The sequence below is a fragment of the Epibacterium sp. MM17-32 genome (genome assembly GCF_022348205.1).
In the GTDB taxonomy this organism is placed as follows: domain Bacteria; phylum Pseudomonadota; class Alphaproteobacteria; order Rhodobacterales; family Rhodobacteraceae; genus Epibacterium.
In genome coordinates, this window is the sequence record NZ_JAKRFC010000005.1 from 90,456 (window position 1) to 117,115 (window position 26,660).

At 59.7% G+C, this 26,660-nt stretch carries 30 protein-coding genes; 20 read left to right on the top strand and 10 right to left on the bottom strand.

Going from position 1 to position 26,660, the window contains the following annotated elements:
- Positions 1-309 precede the first annotated feature (309 nt).
- Both MHM88_RS10060 and MHM88_RS10065 read right to left on the bottom strand, forming a co-directional pair.
- Positions 310-1,707, bottom strand: coding sequence for an aspartate aminotransferase family protein (locus MHM88_RS10060; RefSeq protein WP_239363942.1), 1,398 nt, complete (start codon positions 1,705-1,707; stop codon positions 310-312).
- Positions 1,708-1,772: 65 nt separating this feature from the next.
- Positions 1,773-2,519, bottom strand: coding sequence for a GntR family transcriptional regulator (locus tag MHM88_RS10065; RefSeq protein WP_239322146.1), 747 nt, complete (start codon positions 2,517-2,519; stop codon positions 1,773-1,775).
- 86 nt (positions 2,520-2,605) lie between these two features.
- Between MHM88_RS10065 and MHM88_RS10070 the strand changes: the two genes are divergently transcribed.
- The 5 genes from MHM88_RS10070 to MHM88_RS10090 all read left to right on the top strand — a co-directional run bounded on the left by MHM88_RS10070 (position 2,606) and on the right by MHM88_RS10090 (position 7,921).
- The gene (locus MHM88_RS10070; RefSeq protein WP_239363945.1) at positions 2,606-3,691 is read left to right on the top strand and encodes a polyamine ABC transporter substrate-binding protein; all 1,086 of its coding nucleotides are present in this window, start codon (positions 2,606-2,608) and stop codon (positions 3,689-3,691) included.
- Positions 3,692-3,793: 102 nt separating this feature from the next.
- The gene (locus MHM88_RS10075; RefSeq protein WP_239363947.1) at positions 3,794-4,921 is read left to right on the top strand and encodes an ABC transporter ATP-binding protein; all 1,128 of its coding nucleotides are present in this window, start codon (positions 3,794-3,796) and stop codon (positions 4,919-4,921) included.
- Complete coding sequence (locus MHM88_RS10080; RefSeq protein WP_239363949.1) at positions 4,921-5,802, top strand: ABC transporter permease subunit; 882 nt, start codon at positions 4,921-4,923, stop codon at positions 5,800-5,802. The genes MHM88_RS10075 and MHM88_RS10080 overlap by 1 nt, the downstream gene beginning before the upstream one ends.
- Positions 5,799-6,617: an ABC transporter permease gene (locus MHM88_RS10085; RefSeq protein WP_239322150.1), complete on the top strand. Its 819-nt coding sequence runs from the start codon at positions 5,799-5,801 to the stop codon at positions 6,615-6,617. The genes MHM88_RS10080 and MHM88_RS10085 overlap by 4 nt, the downstream gene beginning before the upstream one ends.
- Complete coding sequence (locus MHM88_RS10090; RefSeq protein ID WP_239363952.1) at positions 6,614-7,921, top strand: FAD-binding oxidoreductase; 1,308 nt, start codon at positions 6,614-6,616, stop codon at positions 7,919-7,921. The genes MHM88_RS10085 and MHM88_RS10090 overlap by 4 nt, the downstream gene beginning before the upstream one ends.
- On the opposite strand, the gene MHM88_RS10095 is transcribed toward MHM88_RS10090, so the two are convergent.
- The 3 genes from MHM88_RS10095 to MHM88_RS10105 are packed head-to-tail and all read right to left on the bottom strand — an operon-like array spanning position 7,894 to position 10,476.
- Positions 7,894-8,778 carry a phosphotransferase family protein gene (locus MHM88_RS10095; protein ID WP_239363960.1) on the bottom strand — a complete coding sequence of 295 codons (885 nt, stop codon included), beginning with the start codon at positions 8,776-8,778 and terminating at the stop codon, positions 7,894-7,896. The genes MHM88_RS10090 and MHM88_RS10095 overlap by 28 nt on opposite strands.
- Positions 8,779-8,801: 23 nt before the next feature.
- The gene (locus tag MHM88_RS10100; protein WP_239363962.1) at positions 8,802-9,500 is read right to left on the bottom strand and encodes a flagellar hook capping FlgD N-terminal domain-containing protein; all 699 of its coding nucleotides are present in this window, start codon (positions 9,498-9,500) and stop codon (positions 8,802-8,804) included.
- Positions 9,501-9,504: 4 nt separating this feature from the next.
- Entirely contained in the window at positions 9,505-10,476 is a 972-nt protein-coding gene (locus MHM88_RS10105) for a flagellar hook-length control protein FliK (protein ID WP_239363964.1), read from the bottom strand.
- Between the two features lie 777 nt (positions 10,477-11,253).
- Between MHM88_RS10105 and MHM88_RS10110 the strand changes: the two genes are divergently transcribed.
- The 6 genes from MHM88_RS10110 to MHM88_RS10135 all read left to right on the top strand — a co-directional run bounded on the left by MHM88_RS10110 (position 11,254) and on the right by MHM88_RS10135 (position 15,784).
- Positions 11,254-11,544: a rod-binding protein gene (locus tag MHM88_RS10110; RefSeq protein WP_239322155.1), complete on the top strand. Its 291-nt coding sequence runs from the start codon at positions 11,254-11,256 to the stop codon at positions 11,542-11,544.
- Complete coding sequence (gene flgN, locus MHM88_RS10115; RefSeq protein ID WP_239363967.1) at positions 11,541-11,909, top strand: flagellar export chaperone FlgN; 369 nt, start codon at positions 11,541-11,543, stop codon at positions 11,907-11,909. Before MHM88_RS10110 ends, flgN begins: the two co-directional genes overlap by 4 nt.
- A 215-nt stretch (positions 11,910-12,124) precedes the next feature.
- On the top strand, positions 12,125-12,973 hold the full coding sequence (locus MHM88_RS10120; RefSeq protein WP_239363976.1) for a flagellin: 849 nt from the start codon (positions 12,125-12,127) through the stop codon (positions 12,971-12,973).
- 83 nt (positions 12,974-13,056) lie between these two features.
- Positions 13,057-13,428, top strand: coding sequence for a flagellar biosynthesis regulator FlaF (flaF, locus tag MHM88_RS10125; RefSeq protein ID WP_239322158.1), 372 nt, complete (start codon positions 13,057-13,059; stop codon positions 13,426-13,428).
- 2 nt (positions 13,429-13,430) lie between these two features.
- Positions 13,431-13,835, top strand: a complete 405-nt coding sequence (flbT, locus tag MHM88_RS10130) for a flagellar biosynthesis repressor FlbT (protein ID WP_126136029.1) — start codon at positions 13,431-13,433, stop codon at positions 13,833-13,835.
- Positions 13,832-15,784, top strand: a complete 1,953-nt coding sequence (locus MHM88_RS10135; RefSeq protein ID WP_239363983.1) for a DUF1217 domain-containing protein — start codon at positions 13,832-13,834, stop codon at positions 15,782-15,784. The genes flbT and MHM88_RS10135 overlap by 4 nt, the downstream gene beginning before the upstream one ends.
- Positions 15,785-16,067: 283 nt before the next feature.
- On the opposite strand, the gene MHM88_RS10140 is transcribed toward MHM88_RS10135, so the two are convergent.
- A complete protein-coding gene (locus MHM88_RS10140) occupies positions 16,068-17,396 on the bottom strand; it encodes a FliI/YscN family ATPase (protein WP_239363986.1) in 1,329 nt (442 codons plus the stop codon).
- An 88-nt stretch (positions 17,397-17,484) separates the two neighbouring features.
- On the opposite strand from MHM88_RS10140, the gene MHM88_RS10145 reads away from it, so the two are divergent.
- The 9 genes from MHM88_RS10145 to MHM88_RS10185 are packed head-to-tail and all read left to right on the top strand — an operon-like array spanning position 17,485 to position 22,083.
- Entirely contained in the window at positions 17,485-17,874 is a 390-nt protein-coding gene (locus MHM88_RS10145) for a FlgB family protein (protein WP_239322161.1), read from the top strand.
- Positions 17,875-17,891: 17 nt separating this feature from the next.
- Positions 17,892-18,284, top strand: a complete 393-nt coding sequence (gene flgC, locus MHM88_RS10150; protein WP_239363989.1) for a flagellar basal body rod protein FlgC — start codon at positions 17,892-17,894, stop codon at positions 18,282-18,284.
- Between the two features lie 23 nt (positions 18,285-18,307).
- Positions 18,308-18,604 carry a flagellar hook-basal body complex protein FliE gene (gene fliE / locus MHM88_RS10155; protein WP_239322163.1) on the top strand — a complete coding sequence of 99 codons (297 nt, stop codon included), beginning with the start codon at positions 18,308-18,310 and terminating at the stop codon, positions 18,602-18,604.
- Positions 18,605-18,607: 3 nt separating this feature from the next.
- Positions 18,608-18,877 (top strand): flagellar biosynthetic protein FliQ, encoded by a 270-nt coding sequence (locus MHM88_RS10160; RefSeq protein ID WP_239322164.1) that lies wholly within the window; start codon positions 18,608-18,610, stop codon positions 18,875-18,877.
- Positions 18,878-18,880: 3 nt separating this feature from the next.
- Complete coding sequence (locus MHM88_RS10165) at positions 18,881-19,597, top strand: flagellar hook-basal body complex protein (RefSeq protein WP_239322165.1); 717 nt, start codon at positions 18,881-18,883, stop codon at positions 19,595-19,597.
- Positions 19,598-19,606: 9 nt separating this feature from the next.
- Positions 19,607-20,392 (top strand): flagellar basal-body rod protein FlgG, encoded by a 786-nt coding sequence (flgG, locus tag MHM88_RS10170; protein WP_239322166.1) that lies wholly within the window; start codon positions 19,607-19,609, stop codon positions 20,390-20,392.
- Positions 20,393-20,809, top strand: coding sequence for a flagellar basal body P-ring formation chaperone FlgA (gene flgA, locus MHM88_RS10175; RefSeq protein WP_239322167.1), 417 nt, complete (start codon positions 20,393-20,395; stop codon positions 20,807-20,809).
- On the top strand, positions 20,809-21,546 hold the full coding sequence (gene flgH / locus MHM88_RS10180) for a flagellar basal body L-ring protein FlgH (protein ID WP_239322168.1): 738 nt from the start codon (positions 20,809-20,811) through the stop codon (positions 21,544-21,546). The genes flgA and flgH overlap by 1 nt, the downstream gene beginning before the upstream one ends.
- Before the next feature lie 12 nt (positions 21,547-21,558).
- Positions 21,559-22,083, top strand: a complete 525-nt coding sequence (locus tag MHM88_RS10185) for a flagellar basal body-associated protein FliL (RefSeq protein WP_239363991.1) — start codon at positions 21,559-21,561, stop codon at positions 22,081-22,083.
- Positions 22,084-22,153: 70 nt separating this feature from the next.
- Here the strand turns inward: MHM88_RS10185 and MHM88_RS10190 are convergent, their stop codons facing one another.
- Genes MHM88_RS10190 through flhA form a run of 4 tightly spaced genes read right to left on the bottom strand, consistent with a single transcriptional unit; the run spans position 22,154 to position 26,458 of the window.
- Entirely contained in the window at positions 22,154-22,558 is a 405-nt protein-coding gene (locus MHM88_RS10190) for a hypothetical protein (RefSeq protein ID WP_239322170.1), read from the bottom strand.
- A complete protein-coding gene (gene flhB / locus MHM88_RS10195) occupies positions 22,555-23,646 on the bottom strand; it encodes a flagellar type III secretion system protein FlhB (protein WP_239322171.1) in 1,092 nt (363 codons plus the stop codon). Before flhB ends, MHM88_RS10190 begins: the two co-directional genes overlap by 4 nt.
- Positions 23,643-24,422, bottom strand: a complete 780-nt coding sequence (locus tag MHM88_RS10200) for a flagellar biosynthetic protein FliR (protein WP_239322172.1) — start codon at positions 24,420-24,422, stop codon at positions 23,643-23,645. The genes flhB and MHM88_RS10200 overlap by 4 nt, the downstream gene beginning before the upstream one ends.
- Positions 24,419-26,458: a flagellar biosynthesis protein FlhA gene (gene flhA, locus MHM88_RS10205; RefSeq protein WP_370687480.1), complete on the bottom strand. Its 2,040-nt coding sequence runs from the start codon at positions 26,456-26,458 to the stop codon at positions 24,419-24,421. Before flhA ends, MHM88_RS10200 begins: the two co-directional genes overlap by 4 nt.
- Positions 26,459-26,660 lie beyond the last annotated feature (202 nt).

Here is a 26,660-nt window from a genome sequence, read left to right on the forward strand (position 1 = left end):
GCTCCCCGTATATGTTCTTATCCCGGCGGCTTTGATCCGCTCTTTGTTCATTAGTGTAAGCACAGCGGCACTCCACTGTGCAACCGGATCAATCGGCTCCGGCTCGGCGTCCCGGTGGGTTTCTCAACTCTCCCGGAGGAATGGATCGCAAACCCAGACGCTTTGCGACCTTTACTTGCTTGTTTGCGCCATTTTTGGACATTTTTACCCCTAAGCACAACAGCTGACGCGATGATTTTTTTTGCATGCGCACAAAAAAGGGACCGCTAACGGTCCCTTTTGATGATTCGAATCAGGTGAACAACCGGATCAAACCGCTTCGGCAAGCAGATCCTGCGCCTTAAGTTCGGCGTAGCATTCATCGAGCGACTTGGTTGCGCGCGCAACCAATGTGTCGATCTCGTCCGTCGTGATCACCAGCGGCGGAGAGATAATCATGCGGTCGCCCACATGGCGCATCACCAGATTGTTGGCAAAGCAACGCTCGCGGCAAATGAAGCCCACCGTTCCCGCGTCCGATGCAAAGGCTGCGCGGGTCGCCTTGTTTGGCGTCAGCGCGATGGAGCCCATCATCCCGACGATCTTGGCTTCGCCGACCAACGGGTGATCGGTCAGTGCCTCCCATTTTTCCTTGAGATAGGGCGCGGCAACGTCGCGAACGTGCTCCAGAACCTTCTCCTCTTCAAGAATGCGGAGGTTCTCCAGCGCCACAGCAGCCGCCACCGGGTGACCGGAATAGGTGTAGCCGTGGTTGAATTCGTCCTGTGCAATCACACCGGCCACCTCGTCCGAGACGATGGAGCCTCCGATGGGCGCATAGCCCGAGGACAGCCCCTTGGCGATGGTCATGATATCGGGCCGGATCCCCATAGTCTCGGAGCCGAACCAGTTGCCTGTGCGCCCAAAACCGCAAATCACCTCATCCGCGATCAGTAGGATGTCATACTTGTCGCAAATGCGCTGGATCTCGGGCCAATAGGTTGCGGGCGGCACGATCACCCCCCCGGCCCCCTGGACCGGCTCGGCGATAAAGGCCGCCACACGGTCTTCGCCCAGTTCCAGAATCGCCTTTTCCAGCTCCTGTGCGCGCGCCAGACCGAACTCTTCGGGATTCGTATCCCCCCCTTCGGCCCACCAGTTCGGTTGATTGATATGGAGCACATCCGGGATCGGCAAGCCACCCTGCGCGTGCATCGCCGACATGCCACCAAGAGACCCAGACCCGACCGAAGAGCCGTGATAGGCGTTCTTGCGCGAGATGATGATGGATTTGGTCGGCTTGCCCTTCATGGCCCAGTAATGCCGCACCATCCGAATGTTGGTGTCGTTGGCCTCAGACCCGGAACCGGCGAAGAACACATTGTTCAGATCCCCCGGCGCCAGTTCGGCGATCTTGGCGGCCAGCGCGATGGCCGGGACGTGAGTGGTCTGGAAGAAGGTATTGTAATAGGGCAGCTCGCGCATCTGGCGCGCCGCCACCTCGGCCAGTTCATCACGGCCGTAGCCGATGTTGACGCACCACAGCCCCGCCATCGCATCCAGGATCTCGTGCCCTTCGCTATCGGTCAGGGTGACGCCATTGGCGCGCGTGATGACCCGCGCGCCCTTCTGCGCCAGACCGCCGTTTGCGGTGAACGGATGCATGTGATGCGCCGCATCCAGCGCTTGCAGTTCTGCGGTGGGCAGATGATTGGTAATCGTCGTCATTGGGGACACTCCTGAACGGAAAGCTTTCGTCCAGAATATGATCAAAAATCACACTGTCAATCGAATCAGTTGATCGGCGTCAGCCCCGCCCGGACCTGTTCCATGCCCTGCAACACGTCCCGTTCCATGGCCAGCGCCACCAGATCCGCATCTTTTTTACGCAGCCCCTCAAGGATGTCCTTGTGACGGTCTGGAAAGCTCTGCGTTCCGAAGCGTCCGCAGACCACCCGGAGCGAGGGACCAAAGCGCAGCCAAAGCCGGTCAGCGAGATCCGCAAGGATGGGCGCACCCGCATGGGCGTTCAAGGCGGTGTGGAACTGGTAGTTCAGCTCAAGATAGCCCGCCACATCCCCGGATGAGATCGCCTTGTCCAATGTCAGATCCAACGCCTCCAACTTGTCCACCTTGGGCGCAGGCATGCGTGTTGCCGCGCGACGCGCCAGCTCACACTCTATTGTTTTTCTTGCATAAACCAGCTCATCTATATCCTCGGCCCGCAGTTCGGGCACCGATACGCGACGGTTGCCCTGAAACACCAGCGCCCCGTCTGAAATCAGCCGGCGGATCGCTTCGCGCACCGGTGTCATGCCGCTCTCCAGCGCCTCCACCAGCCCCTGTATCGTGACCGCCTGTCCGGGGGCCAGTTCCCCGAACAAAATCTGCGCCCGCAAACGCTGGTAGACCTGCTCGTGAGCGGGCAGTTTTGCCCCCCCTTCCGACGGGGGCCCGGATGGCGGATTTGGCACATTCAACGAACTTGGATCCTTCTCGTTTTCGGGCAGCTTGCACCAACGAAATGCAGATGAAAACATAAAGTGTCTTGCCGGATGAGGCAAAACTTGATCAAAATAGCCCACAGCCGGACAGAAAGACGCCGGCATGCACAGGGGAGATTCTCATGACACTCAAAACGGCCACCATCGTGTCCGCCATCGCACTCAGCGCGGCAGCCGCCTCGGCAGATGAGGTGCGCGTCTACAACTGGTCCGACTATATCGACGAGTCGCTGCTGGAGAAATTCGAGCAGGAAACCGGTATCGACCTGATCTACGATGTCTTCGATTCAAACGAATTGCTGGAGACCAAGATGCTCGCAGGGGGATCCGGCTATGATGTCGTCGTGCCCACCGGCTCTTTCCTGCAACGTCAGATCCAGGCCGGCGTGTTCCAGAAAATCGACAAGGACAAGCTGGAAAACTACGGCAACGTCTGGGATGTGATCCAGGACCGCACCGCCCGGTTTGACCCCAACAATGATTACTCGATCAACTACATGTGGGGCACCACCGGGATTGGCGCCAACACCGGCAAGGTAAGCGAAGCCCTGGGTGAGGACGCCCCGATCGACAGCCTGGCGCTGGTCTTCGACCCTGCCAACATGGAAAAGCTCTCCGAATGCGGTGTGCATTTCCTCGATGCTCCGGATGAGATGATCCCTGCCGCGCTGACCTATCTCGGGCTTGACCCGAACAGCCACGACAAGGATGACCTGGAAAAAGCGGCCGATGCGCTCGAAGCGGTGCGTCCCTATGTTCAGAAGTTCCATTCGTCCGAATACATCAACGCGCTCGCCAATGGTGATATCTGCGTGGCCTTCGGCTGGTCCGGCGACATTCTCCAGGCCCGCGACCGTGCTGCCGAGGCCGACAATGGCGTCAATATTACCTATAACGCGCCGTCTGAGGGTGCTCTGATGTGGTTCGACCAGATGGCGATCCCGGTGGATGCGCCGAACCCGGAGGCTGCGCACAAGTTCCTGGACTTCATCCTTGACGCCGAGAACATGGCCGCCGCGTCGAACTATGTGTACTACGCCAACGGCAACAAAGCCGCGCAGGAGTTCCTTGCCGAGGACGTGATCGGAGATCCGGCGATCTATCCGACCCCCGCGGCGCTGGACAACACCTACATCAAGGGCCCCTACCCGCAGAAGGTCCAGCGTGTCGTGACGCGCCTGTGGACCCGTGTGAAATCCGGCACCTGAGACCCATCAGGCCGACCCTTCCGGCAGGGCGCATCCAAGCGCCCTGCCCCGACTGACAGACGATAACGGGCAGGTTTCGAGCCGCCCGAATGGGGGCACACTTTGGCATTACCGGTATTTGAACCCTGGACGGATCCGCAGGCAAAGCCGCTGATCCAGTTCCAGAACGTGACCAAGCGCTTTGGCGATTTCACCGCGATCGACGACCTGACCATCGACATCTTCGAGCGCGAGTTCTTTGCGCTACTGGGGCCGTCGGGCTGCGGCAAGACCACGATGATGCGGATGCTCGCCGGGTTCGAAGCCCCCACAGAGGGCAAGATCTTTCTCGCCGGGCAAGATATTGCACCCGTTCCCCCAAACCAGCGCGCCGTGAACATGATGTTCCAGTCCTACGCGCTGTTTCCTCACCTCAGCGTCTGGGAAAACATCGCCTTTGGCCTGAAACGCGAAGGCATGCCCCGCAACGAGATCAGCGCCCGCGTCGAAGAAATGCTGCGCCTGACCCGGCTGGAAAAATTCGCCCGTCGCAAACCGCATCAGATTTCCGGCGGACAACGCCAGCGGGTGGCACTGGCCCGCAGTCTCGCAAAAGCGCCCAAACTGTTGCTGCTGGATGAGCCGCTCGGCGCCCTCGACAAGAAGCTGCGCGAGGAAACCCAGTTCGAGCTGATGGACATTCAGGAAAAGACCGGCACCACCTTTGTGATCGTCACCCACGATCAGGAAGAAGCCATGACAGTGGCCAGCCGGGTCGCGGTGATGGACAACGGCAAGGTGATGCAGGTCGCCACCCCTGCAGATATCTACGAGGCACCAAATTCCGTCTATGTCGCTGATTTCATTGGCGACGTGAACCTGATCAAGGGCACGGTCACCGCAACCGGCGAAGCCACCTACGCGCTGCACTGGCGCGAGGGTGCCGCACCATTGGTCGTGAAATCGCCAAACACAATCTCTGATGGCCAAACCGCACATCTGGCGATCCGCCCGGAGAAGGTGACCATCAGCGCCGACAAACCCGACGGCGCTGACAACGTGGTCCAGGGCAAGGTCCTGGATATCGCCTATCTCGGCAACCTCTCGACCTACCACGTGGAACTGCCCACCGGCGATGTGATCAAGGCACAAACCGCCAACACCCGCCGCATTTCGCGTCGTGCCTACACATGGGAAGACACCGTCTGGCTGTCCTGGACAGCCACCGGCGGCGTCTTGCTGGGTGAGTGATGCGCCGTTTCTTTCTGATCGCAGTCCCCTACGTCTGGCTTCTGGCACTGTTTCTGGTGCCCTTCGTCATCGTCCTGAAGATCTCGCTGTCGGATGCGGCCATCGCCCGCCCGCCCTATTTCCCGCAGTTCGACTGGGCCGCAGGCATTGGTGCGTTTCTTGCTGAGCTGGATTTTGAAAATTTCACATGGCTCATCGAGGATGACCTCTACTGGAAAGCCTATCTCAGCAGCCTCCAGATCGCGCTGACCTCAACTCTGCTGACGTTGATCGTGGGCTACCCCATCGCCTATGGCATGGCACGCGCGCCCGAAGAATGGCGACCGACGCTGATGATGTTGGTGATTCTGCCGTTCTGGACCTCGTTCCTGATCCGCGTCTATGCGTGGAAGGGCATCCTGTCGAACGAAGGCTTCCTCAATCAGGTCCTGATGTGGACCGGCCTTGTATCCGAACCCCTGCAGATCCTGAACACCACCACCGCCGTCTATATCGGCATCGTCTACACCTATCTGCCGTTCATGATCCTGCCGATCTATGCGGCGCTGGAACGGATGGACGACAGCCTGATCGAGGCGGCCGAGGACTTGGGCTGTTCTCGTCTGTCTGCCTTCTGGCTGGTGACCATCCCCCTGTCCAAAGGGGGCATCATCGCGGGCTGTTTCCTGGTCTTCATTCCTGCCATGGGCGAATTCGTGATCCCTTCGCTGCTCGGCGGATCTGATACGCTGATGATCGGCAAAGTGCTGTGGGAGGAGTTCTTCTCCAATCGCGACTGGCCGGTGGCGAGTGCGGTGGCGGTGATCCTGCTTTTGATCCTTGTGGTGCCGATCGTGCTGTTCCAGCGCAATCAGCAAAAAGAACAGGAGGGCGACGCATGAAACGTCTGAGCGCATTCAATGTGGTCTCGCTGACGCTGGGCTTTGCCTTCCTCTATATCCCGATGCTGATCCTGATCCTGTTTTCCTTCAATGAAAGCAAACTGGTGACGGTCTGGGCGGGCTTTTCGACCAAATGGTATGCCGAATTGATGCAGAACGAGGCCATGCTGCAGGCCGCATGGGTCACGGTAAAGGTTGCAGTGTTCTCTTCGACCATCGCGACCGTGCTTGGAACCATGGCGGCTTACGTCATGGTGCGCGGCGGGCGCTTTATGGGCCGGACGTTGTTTTCCGGCATGATCTACGCGCCTTTGGTCATGCCCGAGGTGATCACCGGCCTGTCGCTCTTGTTGCTGTTCATCGGCATTGGGTTGGACCGTGGCGTACTCACCATTGTGCTGGCACATACCACCTTCTCCATGTGCTACGTCTCTGTGGTGGTCTCTTCGCGACTGGCGACATTTGATCGTTCACTGGAGGAAGCGGCGCTGGATCTGGGTTGCTCGCAGGCGCAGGCTTTCCGCTTGGTGACATTGCCGATTATCGCGCCGGCTGTGGTCTCCGGCTGGCTCTTGGCCTTCACCCTGTCGCTTGACGACCTGGTGATCGCCTCCTTCACCACCGGTCCGGCCGCCACGACCCTGCCGATCAAAATCTTCTCGGCTGTGCGACTCGGTGTCAGCCCGGAGATCAACGCGCTCTCGACCATTATGATCGGCATCGTCACTGTCGGCGTGATCAGCGCATCGCTCGTCAGCAAACGGGCCCTGGTCAAGCAGCGACGCGAAGAACAGGAAGCGGTGCGCACCGCATGATGCGCCGCATCTTTTCCGACTACGCCTATGGGGCAGGTCCACGCAGCACCTGCTGGTGGGATGAGACCTGCCCCGCGCCCGTCTGGCCAGAGCTTCAGGGGGATCAGACCGTTGATGTGGCGATCATCGGTGGCGGGTTCACAGGGCTTTCGGCTGCGCTGCATATGTCGGAGGCCGGGCTGAATGTTGCGGTTCTGGAGGCCGAAACACCCGGGTGGGGTGCATCAGGGCGCAATGGCGGATTTTGTTGCCTCGGCGGCGCCAAACTTGGCACGCGCGCCATGGCGCGCGTCTACGGCAGCACCGAAACACAGGTCTATCAGGCGAGCGAGGAGGCCGCTGTCCACTTGGTGGAACAGTTGATCGCCCGCCATCGGATCGATGCGGATACACATTCACAGGGCGAAACCGTCATGGCGCATTCCGCCAAGGCCCGCGCCGCCCTGATGCGAGAGGCCGAAAATGAACAGGCCGAGTTCATCGACGCCCCGCAACTGGCTGCACAGGGTCTTGGTGGAGCATTCCACGGTGCCCTCACCACACCTGTGGGCTTTGCCCTCAACCCACGCAAATACCTCTTTGGTTTGGCACATGCTGCGCAGACGGCAGGTGCAGATCTCTATCAGAACAGCCCTGCGATCAGCCTGCACCATGACGGCAAACACTGGCACGCTGTCACGCCAACAGGTCGGTTGCGCGCCTCACGGATGGTCATCGCGACCAATGGGTATTCCAGCGAAAACCTGCCCGATTGGCTTGCAGGCCGCTACATGCCGGCCCAGTCCACGGTGATGGTCACGCGCCCCATCACGCCGGATGAACAGGCACGGCAAGGCTGGACCTCAGCGCAGATGGCCTATGACACCCGACATATGCTGCATTATTTCCGCCTGATGCCGGATGGGAGGTTTCTCTTTGGCATGCGCGGCGGGCTGACGTCCTCACCCCGCGCAGAGAAAAAGATTCGCGCGGTGCTGCGCAGCCATTTTGAACGGTTGTTTCCGGCCTGGCGGCATGTGGACACCACACATAGTTGGTCCGGGATGGTCTGCCTGTCGCGCAACCTGGTCCCTTTTGTCGGCGCCGTTCCTGATCATCCCGGACTGTTTGCAGGGCTGTGCTATCATGGCAATGGCGTTGCCATGGGCAGTTATTCCGGCGCGCTTCTGGCTCAGCTCGTGCAGGGAAGCACACCGGACATGCCCTATTCAAAGGTCATGCAGCGCCTGCCCCGGTTCCCGCTGGGGCGTGCGAGGCGCTTGCTGATGCCCCCGGCCTACGGGCTGCTCGGGCTCATGGACTGAAGCGCCACCATCTCCAGATCCCGCGCCTCCAGATCCCCCCGCCACTGACAATAGGCCGCCATGCGCCAGTGAAACCAGGGTTTGAGGGCATAGTACCGCGCCACAACTTCACGCGCGGGGTAGGCGGAGGTGAACTCTGTTTCTTCGTCCGGTGACAACACCGCACCCCGATAGAGAAACTGCATCGCCGGGGACAGGAACAGCGCAAGGTCTTCTGCCGGATCTCCGCGTTGTGGGCACTGCCAGTCAATCAGCGCCAATCTGGTCTCACGCACAACCAAGTTTCCGGGTACGGCGTCACCATGGATCAGGCAAAGATGTCGGGTGGGCGGCACCGCTCCACGAGGAGCAACTTGGTACAGATCGTCCGGCGCCGCGCATTCGGCCAGTATCGCCCCGGTTTGCGCCGCCAGATCCTGCGAACCGTTACACCCTGCCGGCAACCCGGAAAAGCCAGCCTGTTGGTGCAACACCCCGAGGAAACGTGCAACCTGCGCGGCGCCTCTTCGCCAGGGGGTCCCTAAAACATGGCGGTAGATCAGCCAGTCCCGACCCTGCCACCGGCCATGTCCGAGAAAGCGCGGCGCAATGCCGGACCCGCCCAGCGCCAGGAGCGCCGCCCGCTCCCGCACAGGGTCATTTGCAAACAGCGGGTTGGCGCGCTGTCGACGATAGAGTTTCACCACCACATCGCCTGCGCGCCAGACGTAGTTGCTCCGCCCCCCGTGCAAGGGGACCGGCTCTGAAAGCGACCAGCCCTGCTGCGCCAGATGACGAAACAGGGCTGGTTGTATCTGCAAGGTGTCCAGTGTCAGGATCAGGACTCCGATATCCGGATCGCCCCTTCTCCCCGGCATCCATAGGGACCGGCACCAATTGGTCAGGAGTTCCCCGAGGTTCCTTCGGGATCCCGCAGGGCGGTGACCGCAGAGGCAAGGATGGCGCTTCCGCTCTCCATGATCAAGGCCACTTCACCATTGACGTTCTGAGTCTCCTCAACGCGCCCATAGACCTCTGCAACCTCGGACAGGATCACCTCGTCATTGGAGTAGCTTTCCACGACAAATGTGTACGATCCCTCGGGGAGTGTGTTGCCATCGCCGTCCTCACCCGACCACTGGTAGGGCTCGGCCGAGACGGGCAGATCGATCCGACCGACCTCGTTTTCTTCGGCATCATAGACGACCATCTTGACCTCATCCGCCACCGCAGCGGGGTTGGGTGCAACCGCCACCGGCGTGGAACCATCAAAATGCGCCGCGGCCTGCGCGCGAACCTCTTTGCCCACCCAGCCGGTCAGCTGGGACATATTGCCCAGAGACAGCGCCGACAGCATACTGGACAGGGTCTCATTGGTGAGCACCTGCTGCTCGACCGAGGAGAACTGTGCCAACTGCGCCGTATAGTCGGAGGAATCCATCGGCTCCAGCGGGTCCTGATATTTGGCCTGCGTGGTCATGAGGTTCAGGAAGGTTTCGAAATCAGAGGTCAGTGCGCTGGTGGCGGACTGGCTGGCGGCTGCGCTGCCGCTCCCCCCGGTGGCTTGCTGGGTTCCAAAGCTCGATACTGGTGTGGTCATTTTTTCATATCCTCATGTCCAGCCCATCGGCTGCAATGTTGAGTTGTTGGGACGGCAGCTGATCTGCCCGCTCGCCGATATTTGCGCCCGCGTCATCATCCGAACCGCGTCCGCCAGAGCCGGAGGCAGATGCACCGTCATCCTCTGCGGTATCACCGGCCTGCGTATCCGAGCCGAACTGAAACGAGATATCGCTGAACCCCATTTCCTTGAACTCGCGGGCAAGATCCTGAATGTGACGCCGCATCAGGTCCTCGGTTTCGGGCCGTTCCGCATTGATGGTCACGGTCACCCCGACATCGGTCGTGACCAGGCGCATATTCACGTGACCAAGTTCGCGCGGGTTGAGTGACACATCCACGTTGCGACGCCCTGCCGTGGCCACGGCTTCGGCCAATTGCTGCGCCACATGCCGTGGGGTTTCGGCGCGATAGTTTGCGGCCCCCGAACGTACAGATGCTTCTGCCAGCAATTGCGGCAGGGCAAAACTCTCCGCGCCGCGTTGTGTCAGCACATCCTCTCCGACGCGCGCACTGTCACTGGCTCCCAAAACACCTGCGACGACAGAGGACGGTGTTTGCAGCACAGATGTGCCAGAAAGGGACTGCAGAGCCCCTCCCGCTGGCGTTGATCCGGTTATCGACGGTGCTGCGGTCCGGGCCGCCGCCGGCGTCACAGTCGCGCGCATCGGAGGCGTGGCTGATGTAAACTGAGCCTGCTGCCCGGTGAGCGGCATGTCACGCAGGCGCAGCGGCGTCGCATCCTTGTCCGCAGTCGGTTGCGGGATCAGCCCCGGTATCGCCGCCTCCTGTTGCGGCGCGCTGCGTGTCTTTGGCGGCGACGCGGGCATATCCGTCGGCTGCCCGCTCAAGCCGGCAACCTGGCGCCGTTGCATATCGCGGTGCTGCTCGAGCGGAACCGAGGTTGCATTGCGGGTTTCCTGCGCCGCCATCTGATCCGCCCGCACCGCGGCCATCGGATGATCGGCCTTGTCCGCGCGCGGACCCGTTCCGCTCTCTTTGCCTTCACCCGCAGCAACGGCGGGTTGGGCTCCGCCAGCCTCAGAGGTCGCTGGGGTTGCCGTGTTTTGCTGTGCAGCGGTACCGCCAGTGCCACGCGATGTGTCAGCAGACGCGTTGGCGTCAGCTTTTGCACCAGCGGATCCATCCGGGTTCGCAGCAGGTGACGCCGCGGTCTGTTCCTCTCCTGCCGCGGGAGCAGCCGCAGCGGGATTGGGCGTCGCATCCGCTTTGCCAGAGGCCTCAGCTTTGCCAGAGGCCTCAGCCGGGCTGTCCGCCTGTGGAGCAGCCGTCGGCTTGGTTTCCTGAGCAGAATCAGTAAGCGCGACCAACTCCGCTTCCGGGGTCTCCTCCTCACTTTCAACAGCATCAGCGCTCTCTCGTCGCCCGTCGGTGTCTGCACGCCGATCCGTGCTGGCACCGGCCTGATCCACCTCTGCTGAGGTGTCTTCCGTCGCCTCGCTTTGCTCCGCAGGTTGGTCTTGCTGATCTGTACCGCGCGCAAGAACGGACTCAAAGGAATCACCTTGTCGACGGGACGGTTCGGAGCGCTGCGACTCGGCTGGCCCTGAGCCAACTGCCTGAGTCGAAAGGATGTTCACAATCATGATCCACCGGATGTTCTATCTCGTGTGACTCATGAATATCGCAAACCGGTTACGGCATTTTTAACCGGTTTTTGTTCAAAGTGCAGAAATCGAAGAATTCGACACAGTACAGAGGACTGAGGCAAAATGCCCATACCAAGTGTTTCCCTGCCGCCAGCGGCAGCTTCTTTGCAGCACGCTGCCGATCCGAAGGATGCCGCGTTGCGCGAGGCAGCGATCGACCTCGAAGCCTCCTTTCTATCTGAAATGCTGAAAGCCGCCGGTCTCGGCAAATCCCCCGAAGCCTTTGGTGGCGGCGCGGGAGAGGACCAGTTTTCCGGCCTCCTCGTAAACGAGCAAGCACGCGCCATGGCCGAAGCTGGCGGCATCGGCCTGGCCGAATCCATCTACAACTCTCTGAAGGACTCTCAAGAATGAGCACACTTAGCGATCAATCCCCGCAAAGCCTTATCGATGCACTCGACGCGCTGCTGGAAGAAGAACGCGCAGCCCTGACCAAAGGGGAACTGAGCAAACTCGAAGACATCCTGGAGCGCAAGGAAGCGCTGTTTGACCAGCTGAACCGGATTTCCGACCTGGAACAGGAGAGCCTCAACGACGTCCACGGCAAGGTCACCCGCAACCAGGCGCTGCTTGGCAGCGCCATGCAGGGGATCAAGGCTGTGGCAACGCGAATGGCGGAGCTGCGCAAGGTGCGCAAGGGGCTCGAGGTCTATAACCGGTCCGGTCAACGCACCAGCTACACAACCAGCGGCAGTCTGAAACTGGAGAAGCGCGCGTAAGCCCTGTGGAGGTCGGGACAATTTTAAAAATGCAAATTGCACCATTAGCACTCTCTTAGCACCTGATACGCCAATGTCGCCTTGCATCTCAAGCGAGGTGGCGCGGAAACCGAAAGGTGAAGCACGGTCAGAACGACGACAGAGAGAGCCCCGGTGACGGGGTTGGGATTACCAAATCAGGGGCTAAATTGCCCTAAATCAAAGGAACTCATGCTATGTCCAGCATTCTGACGAACAATGGTGCAATGGTTGCTCTGCAGACCCTCAAGTCTGTGAATGACGACCTGACCGACACGCAAAACGCCATCTCCACCGGTAAAGAAATCGGCACTGCCAAAGACAACTCCGCTGTCTGGGCGATTTCCAAGACCATGGAATCCGACATCGCCGGTTTCGAAGCCATCGAAGAAGGCCTCGCCGTTGGCGAAGCGACCGTCGCAGTGGCCTCGGCCGGTGCCGAACAGATCGTGGAAAAACTGACCGAAATCAAAGAGCTGATCGTCTCCGCTCAGTCCGAGAACGTGGACCACGGCAAGATCCAGACCGACATCACCTCCAAGGTCGAGCAGGTCGAAGCGATCATTTCCGCGGCCCAGTTCAACGGTGCGAACCTCCTGGCCACCGATATCGATGGCAACACCACCACGCAGATGGGCGTTCTTGCATCGCTTGACCGCGTTGGCGCCGGTGGCACCGTGTCTGCCGTGGAGATCACCATCGCGACCGTTGATTTCGAATCCAGCCTGAACCTCAGCACCAGCCTGACCTCGATCACCGATACCACCTCCGCGGCGTCCGCGCTGGGTGAAATCGAGACCTACCTCCAGACCGCCATCACCGGCGCTGCTGCCCTGGGTGCGTCTGCCGCACGACTGGAGGATCAGTCCATGTTCGTGGCCGATCTGGTGGACTCGATGACCCTCGGTGTGTCGACGATGACCGACACCAATATGGAAGAAGCGTCGGCTCGATTGAGCGCCCTGCAGACCCAGCAGGAACTTGCGGTGCAGTCCTTGACCATCGCCAACGAGGCGCCGGGTTCGCTGCTGCAGCTCTTCCGCTAACCGCCTTTTGGTTGGGGCGCTCCAGCGCCCCAACCAGCTTACTTCTCTGAGAATCAGTGAACAATAATACGTTAGGATAACACGTGAATGCCCTTCTAAAGGCGAAGAGCGCCTACGCGGCGGCAAAAGCCCCGACCCGTACAGCACGGAACACCGAATATGAGATCCTTGCGCGCATCACGCATCGGATGATCGTGGCAAACAGCAAGGGTTCGGACGGATTCAAGGAGCTCGTCGCAGCTGTTTCCGATAATCGAAAACTCTGGACGCTCTTCACTTCGGATCTGGCCAAGGACGGCAACAAACTGCCAACCGAGTTGAAACAACGTCTGTTTCATCTGGCCCGCTTCACGCGTGAACACAGCAGCAAGGTCCTCGCCCGCAAGGCTTCGGTCCAGCCGCTGGTAGAAATCAACACGGCCATCATGCGTGGCCTCAGAAGCGGAGCGACCTGAAAATGAGTGGATTGGTCCTTAAACTCGCGCCCAAAGAGCGCGTCCTGGTCAACGGAGCCGTGATCGAAAACGGAGATCGCCGCAGCCGCTTGTCGATCGTCACCCCTGATGCGCATATCCTGCGCCTGCGGGATGCGATCCACCCCGAACAAGCGAATACGCCGGTGCGCCGTGTGTGCTATGCTGCACAGCTGGTCCTGTCCGGCGACGTCGACCCCGAAGAAGATCGCCTGCCGATGCTGCGTCGTATCGAAGAGCTGAGCCAGGTCTTTACCGACCCGGATAGCCGTGCGGCCCTTTCGGAGGCCACGGAGGCGGTGATCAGCAACAACCACTATCGCTGCCTCAAGGCCTTGCGGGCCTTGCTGCCTCGCGAGGAGCGGCTGATGGCCGTCAGATCACAATGAGCTTCACACCGCATATTCCGTCTTCGGGGGTCGCGGGCTGGAACTTTTTGCAATCGACCTATGACCGGCAATACGATGCTTTCATCAAGTCCGGACAGTTAAAGAACGACAGCGAGTACTTTGCCGAGAATATCGGCAAAGTGACCTCCAGCGATGACTTGCTCAATGACCGCCGCCTGCTTCAGGTGGCGGTCAAGGCGTTCGGGTTGGAAGAGGAAATCAACTACCGGGCCTTGCTCCAGCGCGCGCTGAACGAGGGCACGTCAGCGGATGATGCGCTTGCCAATACCATGAATGACGAGCGCTACGTGGATTTCTCCGAGGCCTTCGGCTTTGGTCCGGGGCAATCGCCCATGACCGGCGACAAAAAGGCCATGCAGGCCGTCATGGACAAGTTTCAGTCCGCTTCCTTCGAAGAAGCCGTGGGTGAAGTCGATGATACAATGCGCACGGCCCTGTTTGCCAAACGAGCCATGCTCGAGGTCTTTGGCGAGCCGGACGAGGACGATGTGTCCCAGCTGAGCGTGAAAGAGCGCGCGCTGCGGGAATTCGACCTCACCCTGAAGGAAATCAACGGCGCTGAAGATGGCCCGCAAGGGGTGACCTCGGTTGAGGATCAGTGGAAAGACATCGTTCAGCGGGACGTGCTGACCGATTTCTTCAACACGACGCTGCGACTGCCGCCTGCCGCTGCGGGGCTGGAAGAGGACGAACTGATCCAGACCTATCGGGATCGGGCGATGATCGTGTTTGGCAGCGACGATCCCACGGTGTTCTTTTCTGCGGACAACAAGGCGACAATCATCTCCGGCTATAAAACACGTGCAACGGTGGATGGTGATCTGAGCGAAGATATCGCAAAGACTGCGACTCTCGCGGAGAATATCCTGGACCAGTTGGTATCACGGGACGCTGCTCTGAACGAGGAATGGGACTTTATCTCCCGTCAGGATCCGCTGGCCGACTTCATGAAGGTGGCCCTGGATCTTCCAGATGACATCGCCGAACGTCCCACCAGCGAAGCCATGCGAATTTATCGCGAAAAGGCGATCGAGGAATTCGGCACCGATGACCCTAATATCTTTGCCAGCAGCGATCAGCTCGATGCAACCCTTGCGGTCTATCGGGAAAAAGCCTCTGCCGCCGGCATGCGCAACAGCGAAATCTCTTCCAACCTGAGAACGGTTGAGACCATCTTTGAATTTTCCTTCGACTCCACCGATGTGGTCGATGAAGACGGGGAAAATGCAGCCGCAGCGGCCGAAATTGATGCCGGCTGGTACAGTATCATGGGGCAAACCGGTGTCCCGCGGTTCCTGCAAACCGCTCTGGATGTGAATTCGGCGCTCGACGCAGGGGAGGTGTTTGACGACCTGACCATCGACGAACAGTTGACCATCTACAAAGACAAGGCAACCGAACTGTTTGGCACCGAGGATCTGAACGAGCTGACCGGCCCGTATCAAATGGGCGCGCTCAGCGATGCGTATCGGACCAACGCAGAGGCTGCTGGTGAAAGCGAGTTCTTCATCACCTACTACACGCAGATCGCAGAGCGGGAATTGAACACCCTGTTCCAGACCGATGACACGGATGCGGAGCAGGAGTTCGAGGATGCGCTGGAAGAGCTGCGCACCATGAATGACGAAGATGACGGGCCCAGCGCCAGCTCGCAGTGGTTCACGATCATGGGGCAACAGGCCATGACCGACTTCATGCAGGTCGCACTCGGCCTGCCCAAGGAAGTGGGCCAGATGGACATTGACCAGGCTGTCGAGGTTTACAAACGCAAGGCCAAGGATGTCCTGGGCACTGACAAACCATCCGAATTCATTGCAGGCGACAAGATGGATGATCTTGTGAACCTGTACCTGACACGCGCCCAGATGAATTCGATCAACAGCGGCTACAGCTCCGGCAACGCCGCGCTGATGATGTTGCGCAGCTAGGTTTGAAAGAGCGAACGGTCATCACTTAGAAACGTTCTTCGAGTGATGACCGTTGCCCTTTCCGCACGCCGTTGTGTTGCCTCCGACGACCCAGCGTGTACCGCGAGCGTTTTTCTCTCTTCCTACTTGGGGATATGCCATCGCGCAGGCAGGTCGCAGCGCCTGATCGCCTGATCCTGTTCCCACAGGCGAGGCAGGCCGCGCTTTCATCTACATGACAGCGACACGGCTGGCGCGACCCCGCCAGCCTTATCATGATCGGTTACTGCAATGGCATTTAGCCTCAGCGACCGGATCCGATTCGGCGCAGCAACAAGGCAAGTCGATTGAAGCTGCCTTTGATGCCGTCCACTTCCGCTCGCCCGAAGAAACTATCAAGTTCCGGCCAGACCTTGACGGCCTGGTCGAGCACAAGATCGTTGCCTTCGGAATAGAGCCCCGCACGGATCATCACTTCAGATTGCTCGTAGGCACCGAGGAATTTCCTCACCGCCAGAATCATCTCGTTCTCATCTTTGCTGGCCGCCGCGGGCAGGCTGCGCGACACCGACCGCGACACGTCGATCGCCGGGAATCGGCCGCGCTCCGCAATTTCACGGTTAAGAACGATGTGACCATCCAGGACGCCTCGCAAAATATCCGCGATCGGCTCGTCCATATCGGACCCTGCGACAAGCACACTGAAGACCGCTGTAATGTCACCCTGCCCATCAGAGCCGGGGCCCGCACGCTCGCAAAGCCCGGTAATCAGCGGCGTCACGGAGGGAGGAAAGCCGCGCAGGGCAGGGGCTTCTCCCGATGCCACCGCGATTTCACGATGCGCTTCTGCAAATCGGGTGATGGAATCGGCCATGAACAAGACGTTCAGCCCCTGATCGCGGAAATGCTCTGCAACGGACATCGCCGCCCAGGCACATCGCCGCCGCACCAGTGCCGATTGGTCTGACGTGGCCGCAACCACGACGGCGCGTTTCATCCCCTCCGGGCCGAGCACCTCCTTGACGAAGTGATTGACCTCGCGGCCACGTTCGCCAATCAGCGCCATGACGACGACATCGGCCTCCATGTTCTGTGCCAGCTGGGCCATCAAGGTGGATTTACCAACGCCTGACCCCGCAAAGAGACCAACACGCTGACCGTTCACGATCGGGAGAACGGTATTCAGAATCGCAAGCCCGGTGGACAAACGCGCGCCAAGCCCACGCCGTGCCGCGGCCTTTGGTGGGCTTGCCATGATATCGCGACTGTCTACGCCACGCAGCATCGGCTTGCCGTCCAGCGGTTCGCCAAATGGGTCGATGACCCGTCCGATCCAACTGTCGTCGGGTGCAAACTCTGGTGTCGGAAACAGCAGCACCGCATCGCCGATCGAGGCGCGCTCGGGCGCGGTATCGGGCAGCATGCGGATGTGGTCACCGCCAATCGCTAGAACCTCGCCATGCAGATCGTCCTTCTTGCCGCGCCGCAACAGCAGCCGGTCACCGATGCGGGCCTGCCCTTCTAGTCCAGAAACCTCAATCTCGCCGCCGGAAATTCCGGTCACCCGCCCCATCGGGGCCGCGAGACGTGTATTGGCCAGTTCCTGACTGAGCGCCTGGATCGATTTCATCATCTGCGGGTTCTCCAACATTCCTCTGAAAACAATTTCTAAAGGAATCAGGGTTAAGCCTTGATTGAAATTGATCGAGGGAGAAGCCCCGGTGTTCGAAAGACTGAATGTTTTTAATATCGCCTATTCCATGGCGACTCATGCGGGCAAGCGTCAGGCGCTTGTCTCGGAAAATATCGCAAACGCGGATACCCCCGGGTATCACGCCAAGGATATCAAACCCTTCAAGGAAGTCTTTGCCGCAGGTGAAGCGCAGGGGGACATGATGTCCTCCCGTGGTTCACACATGCATGGTGTGGACGGCTCGGGATTTGACTGGGCGGTGACGACGAATGAATCGTCTGTCGACCCCAACAACAACTCCGTTTCGATCGAAGAGCAGATTCTCAACGGTGTGGATGCCAAGCGCCAGCACGACCGCGCGCTCGCCATCTACAGGTCATCGATGAACATCCTACGCGCCAGTCTTGGTCGCAGCTGATCGACGGAGTTTGAACCATGAGTGATTTTTCCAAATCCCTGTCTGTAACCGCCAGCGCCCTGCGGGCCCAGGCCGCGCGTCTGACCCATGTGTCGGAAAACATCTCGAACGCGGATACCCCGGGTTACCGCCGCAAGACGGTTTCCTTTCAGGCCGTGCGCGATCTTGAGACGGATGTGAGCCAGGTCCGGGTCGGTCGCGTGTCGCTGGACAGAACCGAACTGGAAAAGGTCTATGATCCTTCGCACCCGATGGCCGATGAAACCGGTCATTACGAAGGGTCGAACGTCGATCTGATGATCGAAGTTGCCGATGCGCGTGAGGCGCAGCGGACCTACGAAGCAAACCTGAAAATGTTCGATCAGACCCGGCAAATGTCGGCCTCACTGATGGATCTGTTGCGTCGCTAACCTGAAACGAATGGAGATCCAGAATGGATATTCGTGCTATCAACGCCACCTCCGGCTATGCAGCCGCCCGCCCTGCCACACAGGTTGATCCGGAATACACTCCCGGCACCTTTCAGGAGCAGGCCAAGACAAGCTTTGAGGATTTCACCAACACGCTCGCAAACAGCGAACAGGTGTCCGTGCAGGCCATGACCCAAGGCGCAGATCCGCACGCGCTGGTACAGGCCCTGGCCCAGACCGAACTGGCTGTGGAAACCGCGGTAACGGTGCGCAACAAAGTGGTCGAGGCCTACCAGGAAATCCTCCGGATGCCGGTCTGAGCCATGATGACCGAAGGTCTCTTTTACGACACGCTGCGTCAGGCAATCCTCGCCGCCATTTCCATGGCAATGCCGATCCTGGCAGCCGCATTGGTCATTGGTCTCGTTGTTGGCCTGTTTCAGGCGCTGACCTCGATCCAGGAGATGTCACTGACCTTCGTGCCGAAACTGGCCGGGGTGCTCATCGTCGTCTGGCTGACGATGGGCATCATGACACAAACGCTGGTCGCATTCTTTAGCGGCCACGTCATTCCGCTGATTCAAGGAGGATAGGATATGGGCTCCATCGGTTATGCGACCCTGTCGCGCCAATCCGGCCTGCTGAACGAAATGCAGGTCGTGGCCAACAATATCGCGAACTCCGCCACCACCGGGTATCGCTCCGAAGGTCTGATCTTTTCGGAATATGTAAAATCTGCCCCGGGGCAGGAAAGCCTTTCGATGGGGCGGGCGAACATTCGCAACACCTCGCTGGAACAGGGCACCCTGAGCCAGACAAACGGCAGCTTTGACCTCGCCATCGAAGGGGATGGGTTCTTCATGGTGGAGACCCCGGCCGGCAATCGTCTGACACGGGCCGGTAACTTCACGCCCAACGCCGCAGGGGACCTGGTCACGGCGGATGGCTACCGAGTGCTGGATGCCGGACAAGCGCCGTTGTTTGTCCCCGGTGACGCGGAATCCATTGCCTTCGGCGCCGACGGCACGCTGAGCGCGGATGGTCGGCAATTGGGCCAGATCGGTCTGTTTCAGCCGGATGAAGAGGCTCAAATCCTGCGCGAAGACGGGGTGATGTTCCGCGTCGAAGGCGAGACCATTCCGGCTGACGGTGCCCAGGTGCTGCAAGGCTTCCTCGAAGGGTCCAACGTCAACACCATTCACCAGCTGGCCCGCATGATCGAGGTGCAGCGCGCCTACGAAATGGGACAGAGCTTTCTTGACCACGAGGATAAACGCATCCGCGCGGCCATCGACAACCTTATGAAATCATAGGAGATCATCATGCGTGCACTTAAAATCGCCGCCACGGGGATGAGCGCGCAACAGCTGCGCGTCGAAACCATCTCCAACAACCTCGCCAATATGAACACCACCGCCTACAATGCACGGCGGGCCGAATTCGCTGACCTGCATTATCAGCAGGTCTCGCGCGCCGGCACCGTCAATGCATCTGACGGCACGGTCTTGCCGACCGGTGTCCAGGTTGGCCTTGGTGTACGTCCTTCGGCGGTTTCGGTCTATCTGAACCAGGGCGCCCTGTCGCAGACCGGGAATGACCTGGATCTGGCGATCGACGGCAACGGCTACTTCGAAGTGACCCTGCCGTCGGGAGAGACTGCCTATACCCGTGATGGTTCGTTCAAACGCTCTGCCGAAGGTCTGGTGGTGACCAGCGACGGTTACCCGGTTTCGCCCGAGGTCACCGTGCCGGAGGACGCGACATCGCTGTCGATCAATGCCGAAGGCGAGCTCTACGCCTATTTCAGCGATACGGTGGAAGCGGAACTTCTGGGCCAGTTCACCCTTTCGGGCTTCACCAACCCCAAAGGACTGGAGGCCGTCGGGAGCAACCTGTTCAAACAGACCGAAGCCTCTGGTCAGCCCATCACCACCGAACCCGGTGCAGACGGTCTGGGCACACTGAGACAGGGCTATCTGGAAGACAGCTCCGTTGATGCTGTGCGCGAGATCACGGATCTCATCGAAGCCCAGCGCGGCTACGAGATGAACTCCAAAGTGATCTCCGCCGTTGACCAGATGATGTCGGCAACCACACAGGTGCGTTAAATGAAACTCCTGCCCGTCCTCATCGGCCTTCTCTTCGCCCAATCCGCCCTGGCAGATGTGCTCGTGCCAGTTCGGACCATCCGGGCAAAGGAGATCATCGCCGCCGAAGATCTGGTGTTCAAGAACATCCAGTCGCCCGGCGCCTTGAGCGTACCGGAAGAGCTGATCGGGCAGGAAGCACGGGTTGCGCTTTATGCAAGCCGTCCCATTCACGCCGGCGACATTGGACCGCCGGCGCTGGTGGACCGCAACGATCTGGTAAAGCTGATCTTTCGCCACGGCGGTCTCGAAATCACCACGGAAGGCCGTTCGCTCGGCCGCGGCGCCGAAGGCGAACTGATCCGTGTCATGAACCTGTCTTCGCGCACGACGGTCACTGGCCGGATCAGGGCCGACGGCAATATTGAGGTAAACTGATGAAACCCATTCTCGCAGTCAAATGTGCAGTCCTCGGTCTCGGCCTTCTGGGCGGATGTGCACGTCTGGATCACCTGGGCAAACCGCCGAGCTTCACGCCCGCGAACGAAACGCAGGAGCACGTTGCGATGCTCTATCAGGGCTTGCCCCTGACCTCGCAGCCACAGCGCGCTGTCGACAATGCCTCGTTGTGGAGCCGGTCCCGGCAATCCTTGCTGGGGGACCGTCGTGCCACGAAAAAGGGCGATATCCTGACGGTCGTGATCGAAATCGACGAAGAGGCGTCCATCTCCAATGACACCGAACGCTCGCGCACGTCTTCCGAGAGCATGCAGGTGCCTCAGCTCCTTGGCCTGCCCCAGCGCCTGAACGAGGAATTGCCGGACGGCGCCTCCAGTGCGGATCTTGTGGACCTTGGGTCCTCCTCCTCCTCGGGGGGCAGCGGCTCGGTCAGCCGGAGCGAAAAGCTGGAGCTGCGCGTTGCGGCCACCGTTGTCGACGTGCTTCCCAATGGTGTCTTGGCCATCAGCGGGTCGCAGGAGCTTCGGGTGAACTTCGAACTGCGCGAGCTTCTGGTGTCCGGGTATGTGCGTCCCGATGACATCAGCCGCCAGAACGAGATCACCTATGACAAGATCGCGTCTGCACGGGTGTCCTATGGGGGCCGCGGACAAATCACCGATGTTCAGCAACCCCGCTACGGTCAGCAGGTGCTGGACGCCGTCCTGCCGTTCTGAGGTGAACTTGTGATGTCAAAACTGCTTCCAGTCATCATGCTGATCATCGGACTTGGAGGGGGTATCGGCGCCGGCATCATGCTGGCGCCCGCGCCCGAAGAGCCCATCACACCAGCAAGCTCAGACGCCGAGGCTGACGAGTATGCCACCACGGAGGCTGGCACCGATACGGATGACACCGCGGACGATCACGACGCCGCCCGCGATGCACCTGCTAATGAGTTCATCAAGATCAACAACCAGTTTGTGATCCCCGTGGTCGAACGCGATCAGCTGGCGTCGATGGTGGTGGTGTCCTTGAGCCTAGAAACCAAGCCGGGCATGGCCTCCAAGGTCCATGCATTCGAACCGAAGCTGCGCGATGTGTTTCTCAGGGTGCTGTTTGACCATGCCAACATGGGCGGTTTTCGCGGTGCCTTCACCCGCTCCGAAGTGCTTGATCCGCTGCGTACATCCCTGCGGGAGGAGGCGCGCCGCTTCCTTGGCAAGGACCTCGTGGATGTGTTGATCCTCGAAATCACCCGCCAGGACGTCTGAACAAACACCGATACACATTAGAAAGCCGCCCTCGAAACGAGGGCGGCTTTTTTAGTGCTGGTTCTGGTGATCAATCCAGGTTCATCAGCCGGTCGAACAACATCTTGTTGCGATGCGCCTTTGCATCTGCCTTATGTTTGCTCTCCATGGTTTCGACCGCATGTTTGCGCCCGAAGGCCTGCCGGAGCTTGTCCATGGCGCGGAATTTCTGTGCCGTCACCTGCGCCAGCTCCTGATTGAGATCGCGGCGGGCGTTGGTATGCCATTGCTGCCATTGCAGATCGACGCCCAGCGTTTTCATCTCGTGGCTCTTGTCGATCAAAGCCTTTGAGTCCTCGACCTGCTGTTTCAACATCGACAGCTTGCCGCGCAGCTGCGCCTCACGATCCAGCAGCGGTTTCACCTTTGCATGTTCCCTCAGATAGACCGCGTTGGTCACGGCACGCATCTGACCCAACATCTTGTCCTGTTTCATAGTATGCTATCCTTGGCTTTCTTGCGCATCTCTTCGGCGAACCGGATTGCCGCGGCGACCGGCGCATAATGTTCTTCGGCAATTTCCTCACCCACCTCGACGGTGGCATAGAGTGCCCGCGCGGTGGGCGGATCGCTGTGCAGCGGTACGCCGTTTTCCTGAGCGATTTCCCGGATCACCGCCGCAACCTCGTCCACGCCCTTGGCGACGCATTCCGGCGCACTGCCCGAAGCCCGGCTCCATTTCAGTGCAACCGCGTAGTGGGTCGGGTTGACGATCACCACGTCCGCCTCGGGAATCGCGGCCGCGATCTGCTTGCTGACGATCTTGCGCCCTTTCTGCTGGCGCTGCCCCTTCATCTGCGGGTCCCCTTCGGAATTCTTCATCTCGTCCATAACGTCCTTGCGGGACATCATGTTCTTGCGAATGAATTCCGCCTGCTGGAAAGACGCATCCACCATGCCGATTCCAAGGGCGATCACCAGCGTCAGGATCAGGAACTCCAACGCGAGCTGCACCAGGAACGGCACCACTGTCGACGCGCTGGTGTCCACCGACGCCACCATCTCGGGCAAACGCCAACTGAGATAGATGCCCAATGCGATGGAATAGAGCATCAGTTTGAAGAAGTTTTTGCCAAACTCAAACAGGCCGGAGCGCCCGAATTTGTTCTTTGCGTTCTTGATGACCGACAGGCGCGACAGCTTTGGTTCAATGCGTTTGGGCGCAAACACCATCGCCTTTTGCGCAAAGACCGCAAGCACAACCAGCGCAGCCGGAACGATAAACCAAGGCAACACTGCGGCAACCGACGATCGCATGAATTCCCCGGCCACCGGTGCTGCGAGCCCATCGCTCAGGAACACTGGCGCCAACCGATCCGGCTGATCGATAAAGGCCATCAGCACCGTGCCCAGCTTCTCGACCGAGGCGCTGCCTGCGGAATACAATGCAATCAGCAGCCCCAGATAGGAGGCCGCTTGCAACAGATCGTTGGACTTTGGAACATCACCGTCCTGACGCGCCTTGCGCAGCTTTTCCGGCGTTGGTTCGAATGACTTATCAGAGTCGTCGCTGTCGTCGCTCATGGCATACCTGCGCCGGGATTGGCAAAGAAGCTCAGCAAGTTACGCCCCCAGACATCGAGGATCATCGGTGCGCTGACCATCAGCAGGAACAACGCACCCAGGGTAATCACCGGCGCCCCGATAAAGACCACCATCAACTGCGGCATGGCCCGGTTGATGATGCCGAGGGTGAGATTGTAGATCACCGCAGTGATGATAAAGGGGGCTGCCAGGGTGAACGCGCCAGAAAAGGCCTGCGAAACCCGGAACACGCCCCATTCCGACAGTCCCGATGCCTCGGGGAACTGCCCAACGGGAAACAACTGGTAGGATCCGATCATCAGTTCGACGGCGCGGATATGCAGGTCGAGCAAGATCGCCAATGCGATCCCCGCGATCCACAGGACCGCGCCGACCGCTGGCATTGGATCGACCCCGGCCCCGCCGAGCACCTGGCTCAGAGAGGTACACTGGGCCGCGATAGACCCCGCAGTCTGCAACATATGCATGAACATGCGCAGCGCCATACCAAGCGCCAGACCCACCACAACCTCGGTTGCAATCAGCCCCGCGTACTGCATGATCGTCTCCGGCATCGGCATTTGTGGCAACGCCGGCGCAACGACGGCCGTGAACACAAGCCCGACTGCAAGCCGCATCTGGGTCGGAAACATCTGCTCGCCAAACGCCGGCATGATCGACACCATGGCACCGATCCGCAGGAACACGATGGCCGCCTGCCAAAAGCCAATGCCAAGCAGTGCCATCAGTTCCGGAGTGATGCCTTCGAATCTCATGCAGGGACCATGCCAACCAGAGCCGGGCGTGCCTCGAGGCCGATCTCCTCGAACGACAGCACCGGGTTTTGAATGCCGCGCGACCTCAGAATTGTGCGCAGGTAGCGCCGGCGGCGAGTCGAGGTGACAATCGCAGCAAACACCCCCTGTTCCGTGACCTGATTGATCTTGTCGCTCATCGCCTCCACCAGTTTGTTGAACGTGTCGGGCGGCAAGGCGATATCGAGGCCGGACTGGGTTTCCACCTGATAGGTGTTGAAGGCATCTTCCCATTCAGGCGCCAGTTGCACCAACGGGATGGTACCATCCTCGCGTTTCATTTCCGCGACCAACTGGAACCCCAGGCGTTGACGGACATGCTCGGTGATCAGTTCCGGCGACGTGGTCCGCATGCGAGCTTCGGCAATGGACTCCAGAATAAGTGGCATGTTGCGGATCGATACGCGCTCTTCCAGCAGCAGCCGCAGCACCGCGTGCAGCGTGTCGATCGGCACCTTGTCGGGGATCAGCTCATCCAGCAGTTTCTTGTTGGCATTGGCCCGGAACTCGTCCGACAGTTCGGTCATTTCGCGCAGCAGGCGGCGCAACGCCTTGAGTGTCAGAAGGCGCGGGAAGCTCTGCTTGACCACTTCCAAAAGATGGGTGGCCAGGATTTCCGGCGGCGATACAACGGTGGCCCCCATAAGGGCGGCATCTTCCTGGTGTTTCGTGGAAATCCAGCGCGCGGGCGCGCCGTAGACCGGTTCGGTAACATCAGTGCCCTTGGGCAGCGCAGCATGATTGTCCGGCATCAATGCCAGCACCATATCGGCATGAAGCGTGCCCCGTGCCTGCTCAACACCCTGGATACGAATGACATAGGTCCCGTTTTCCAGTTCCGCCTCATCGGTCAAACGGATTTCCGGCAGGATGAGACCAAACGTGGTCGCAACATGCGTGCGCATGTTGGCAATCCTCGCGTCGAGGCCCGTTCCTGGGTCCAGAACCATCGACACCAGGTCTTGCGAGAACTCCAGATGCAGATCATCAAGATCGAGAATATCGCCAAGCGCTTTCGATTTCTCCGGCGACTGCACTTCCTCGACCTTGGCATCTATTTCCTTCTGCGCCTCCTCGGCGTTCTTCTTCTGCATGCGGTAGGCGAAGAAACCCAGCACTGCGCCGCCGGTAATGAAGGGGACAAAAGGCAGACCCGGAACCAGGGCAAAGAGCACCATCAAGACAGCAACAGCCGCCAGCGCTCCGGGGTATTTGCTCATCTGCGAGAAAATCGCCGCGTCGGTCGCACCGGTAGCGCCACCGCGGGCCAGCAGCAACGCCGCCGCGATGGAGATGATGACCGAAGGGATTTGGGAAACGAGGCCATCGCCGACGGTCAGGATCGCATAGGTCTCAAACGCGGTTCCTAGGGGCATGCCATGGATCAGAACCCCCATGATCAAGCCGACGATCAGGTTCAGCAGAGTGATCAACAGGCCCGCAATGGCATCGCCCTTGACGAATTTTGATGCGCCGTCCAGCGAACCAAAGAAGGTGGTCTCTTTCTGCTCTGTCTCGCGACGTTCCTTAGCGGTCGCGTGATCGATCGCACCCGCCGACATATCGCTGTCGATTGCCAGCTGTTTGCCTGGCATGCCATCAAGAGCAAAACGCGCGCCCACTTCGGCCATTCGGGCCGCGCCCTTTGTGATCACCATGAAGTTCACGATGAGCAGCACGCCGAACACAACAAGGCCAAGGAAGACGCTGCCCCCCATGACGAAATTGGCAAACCCTTCGATCACGTTACCGGCCGCATCGGTCCCGGAGTGACCTTGCCCAATGATCAGCTTGGTCGACGACACATTGAGCGACAGGCGCAACATCAACGACCCGAGCAGGATGGTCGGGAACGACGAGAAATCCAGCGGCCTTTCGATGAAAAGCGTGATCGTGAATATGAGGATGGCGAGCGCAAAGGATGTGGCAAGGCCAACATCCAGCACCCAGGCTGGCATTGGCAGGATCATCATGACGATAATCGCCATGAGCGCCATAGCGAGCAGGATTGTCGGGCTGAAAAGCTCTTTGACTGACAGATTCGGCACGGTTTTTCTCTTATGTGAAAGCGATCAGAAACAGGCCGGCAGCACCGGTCGGGACAGGGCGAGATCTGTCGGACCACAGGTGTTTCAGAAGACCAAACGCCAAAAGCCGTGACGGCAATGCAGAGCAATGCGGCACGGCCACGGACAACCG

Excerpts from the sequence above, each read along its gene's own strand:
- flgN (WP_239363967.1), top strand. The coding sequence starts at position 11,541 with ATGAGCACACTTAGCGATCAATCCCCGCAAAGCCTTATCGATGCACTC.
- flbT (WP_126136029.1), top strand. The coding sequence starts at position 13,431 with ATGAGTGGATTGGTCCTTAAACTCGCGCCCAAAGAGCGCGTCCTGGTC.
- MHM88_RS10185 (WP_239363991.1), top strand. The coding sequence starts at position 21,559 with ATGTCAAAACTGCTTCCAGTCATCATGCTGATCATCGGACTTGGAGGG.
- MHM88_RS10105 (WP_239363964.1), bottom strand. The coding sequence starts at position 10,476 with ATGGCCGCGGTGCGGGCGGATCAGATGGCGGCGCAGGAAACCCGCAAT.
- MHM88_RS10140 (WP_239363986.1), bottom strand. The coding sequence starts at position 17,396 with ATGATGAAATCGATCCAGGCGCTCAGTCAGGAACTGGCCAATACACGT.
- MHM88_RS10110 (WP_239322155.1), top strand. The coding sequence starts at position 11,254 with ATGCCCATACCAAGTGTTTCCCTGCCGCCAGCGGCAGCTTCTTTGCAG.
- MHM88_RS10090 (WP_239363952.1), top strand. The coding sequence starts at position 6,614 with ATGATGCGCCGCATCTTTTCCGACTACGCCTATGGGGCAGGTCCACGC.
- flgH (WP_239322168.1), top strand. The coding sequence starts at position 20,809 with ATGAAACCCATTCTCGCAGTCAAATGTGCAGTCCTCGGTCTCGGCCTT.
- MHM88_RS10100 (WP_239363962.1), bottom strand. The coding sequence starts at position 9,500 with ATGACCACACCAGTATCGAGCTTTGGAACCCAGCAAGCCACCGGGGGG.
- flhB (WP_239322171.1), bottom strand. The coding sequence starts at position 23,646 with ATGAGCGACGACAGCGACGACTCTGATAAGTCATTCGAACCAACGCCG.
- flgA (WP_239322167.1), top strand. The coding sequence starts at position 20,393 with ATGAAACTCCTGCCCGTCCTCATCGGCCTTCTCTTCGCCCAATCCGCC.
- MHM88_RS10165 (WP_239322165.1), top strand. The coding sequence starts at position 18,881 with ATGGGCTCCATCGGTTATGCGACCCTGTCGCGCCAATCCGGCCTGCTG.
- MHM88_RS10120 (WP_239363976.1), top strand. The coding sequence starts at position 12,125 with ATGTCCAGCATTCTGACGAACAATGGTGCAATGGTTGCTCTGCAGACC.
- MHM88_RS10095 (WP_239363960.1), bottom strand. The coding sequence starts at position 8,778 with ATGCCGGGGAGAAGGGGCGATCCGGATATCGGAGTCCTGATCCTGACA.
- flgG (WP_239322166.1), top strand. The coding sequence starts at position 19,607 with ATGCGTGCACTTAAAATCGCCGCCACGGGGATGAGCGCGCAACAGCTG.
- MHM88_RS10065 (WP_239322146.1), bottom strand. The coding sequence starts at position 2,519 with ATGTTTTCATCTGCATTTCGTTGGTGCAAGCTGCCCGAAAACGAGAAG.
- flhA (WP_370687480.1), bottom strand. The coding sequence starts at position 26,458 with ATGGCGCTCATGGCGATTATCGTCATGATGATCCTGCCAATGCCAGCC.
- MHM88_RS10190 (WP_239322170.1), bottom strand. The coding sequence starts at position 22,558 with ATGAAACAGGACAAGATGTTGGGTCAGATGCGTGCCGTGACCAACGCG.
- MHM88_RS10060 (WP_239363942.1), bottom strand. The coding sequence starts at position 1,707 with ATGACGACGATTACCAATCATCTGCCCACCGCAGAACTGCAAGCGCTG.
- MHM88_RS10200 (WP_239322172.1), bottom strand. The coding sequence starts at position 24,422 with ATGAGATTCGAAGGCATCACTCCGGAACTGATGGCACTGCTTGGCATT.
- fliE (WP_239322163.1), top strand. The coding sequence starts at position 18,308 with ATGGATATTCGTGCTATCAACGCCACCTCCGGCTATGCAGCCGCCCGC.
- MHM88_RS10160 (WP_239322164.1), top strand. The coding sequence starts at position 18,608 with ATGATGACCGAAGGTCTCTTTTACGACACGCTGCGTCAGGCAATCCTC.
- MHM88_RS10085 (WP_239322150.1), top strand. The coding sequence starts at position 5,799 with ATGAAACGTCTGAGCGCATTCAATGTGGTCTCGCTGACGCTGGGCTTT.
- MHM88_RS10135 (WP_239363983.1), top strand. The coding sequence starts at position 13,832 with ATGAGCTTCACACCGCATATTCCGTCTTCGGGGGTCGCGGGCTGGAAC.
- MHM88_RS10080 (WP_239363949.1), top strand. The coding sequence starts at position 4,921 with ATGCGCCGTTTCTTTCTGATCGCAGTCCCCTACGTCTGGCTTCTGGCA.
- MHM88_RS10070 (WP_239363945.1), top strand. The coding sequence starts at position 2,606 with ATGACACTCAAAACGGCCACCATCGTGTCCGCCATCGCACTCAGCGCG.
- flgC (WP_239363989.1), top strand. The coding sequence starts at position 17,892 with ATGAGTGATTTTTCCAAATCCCTGTCTGTAACCGCCAGCGCCCTGCGG.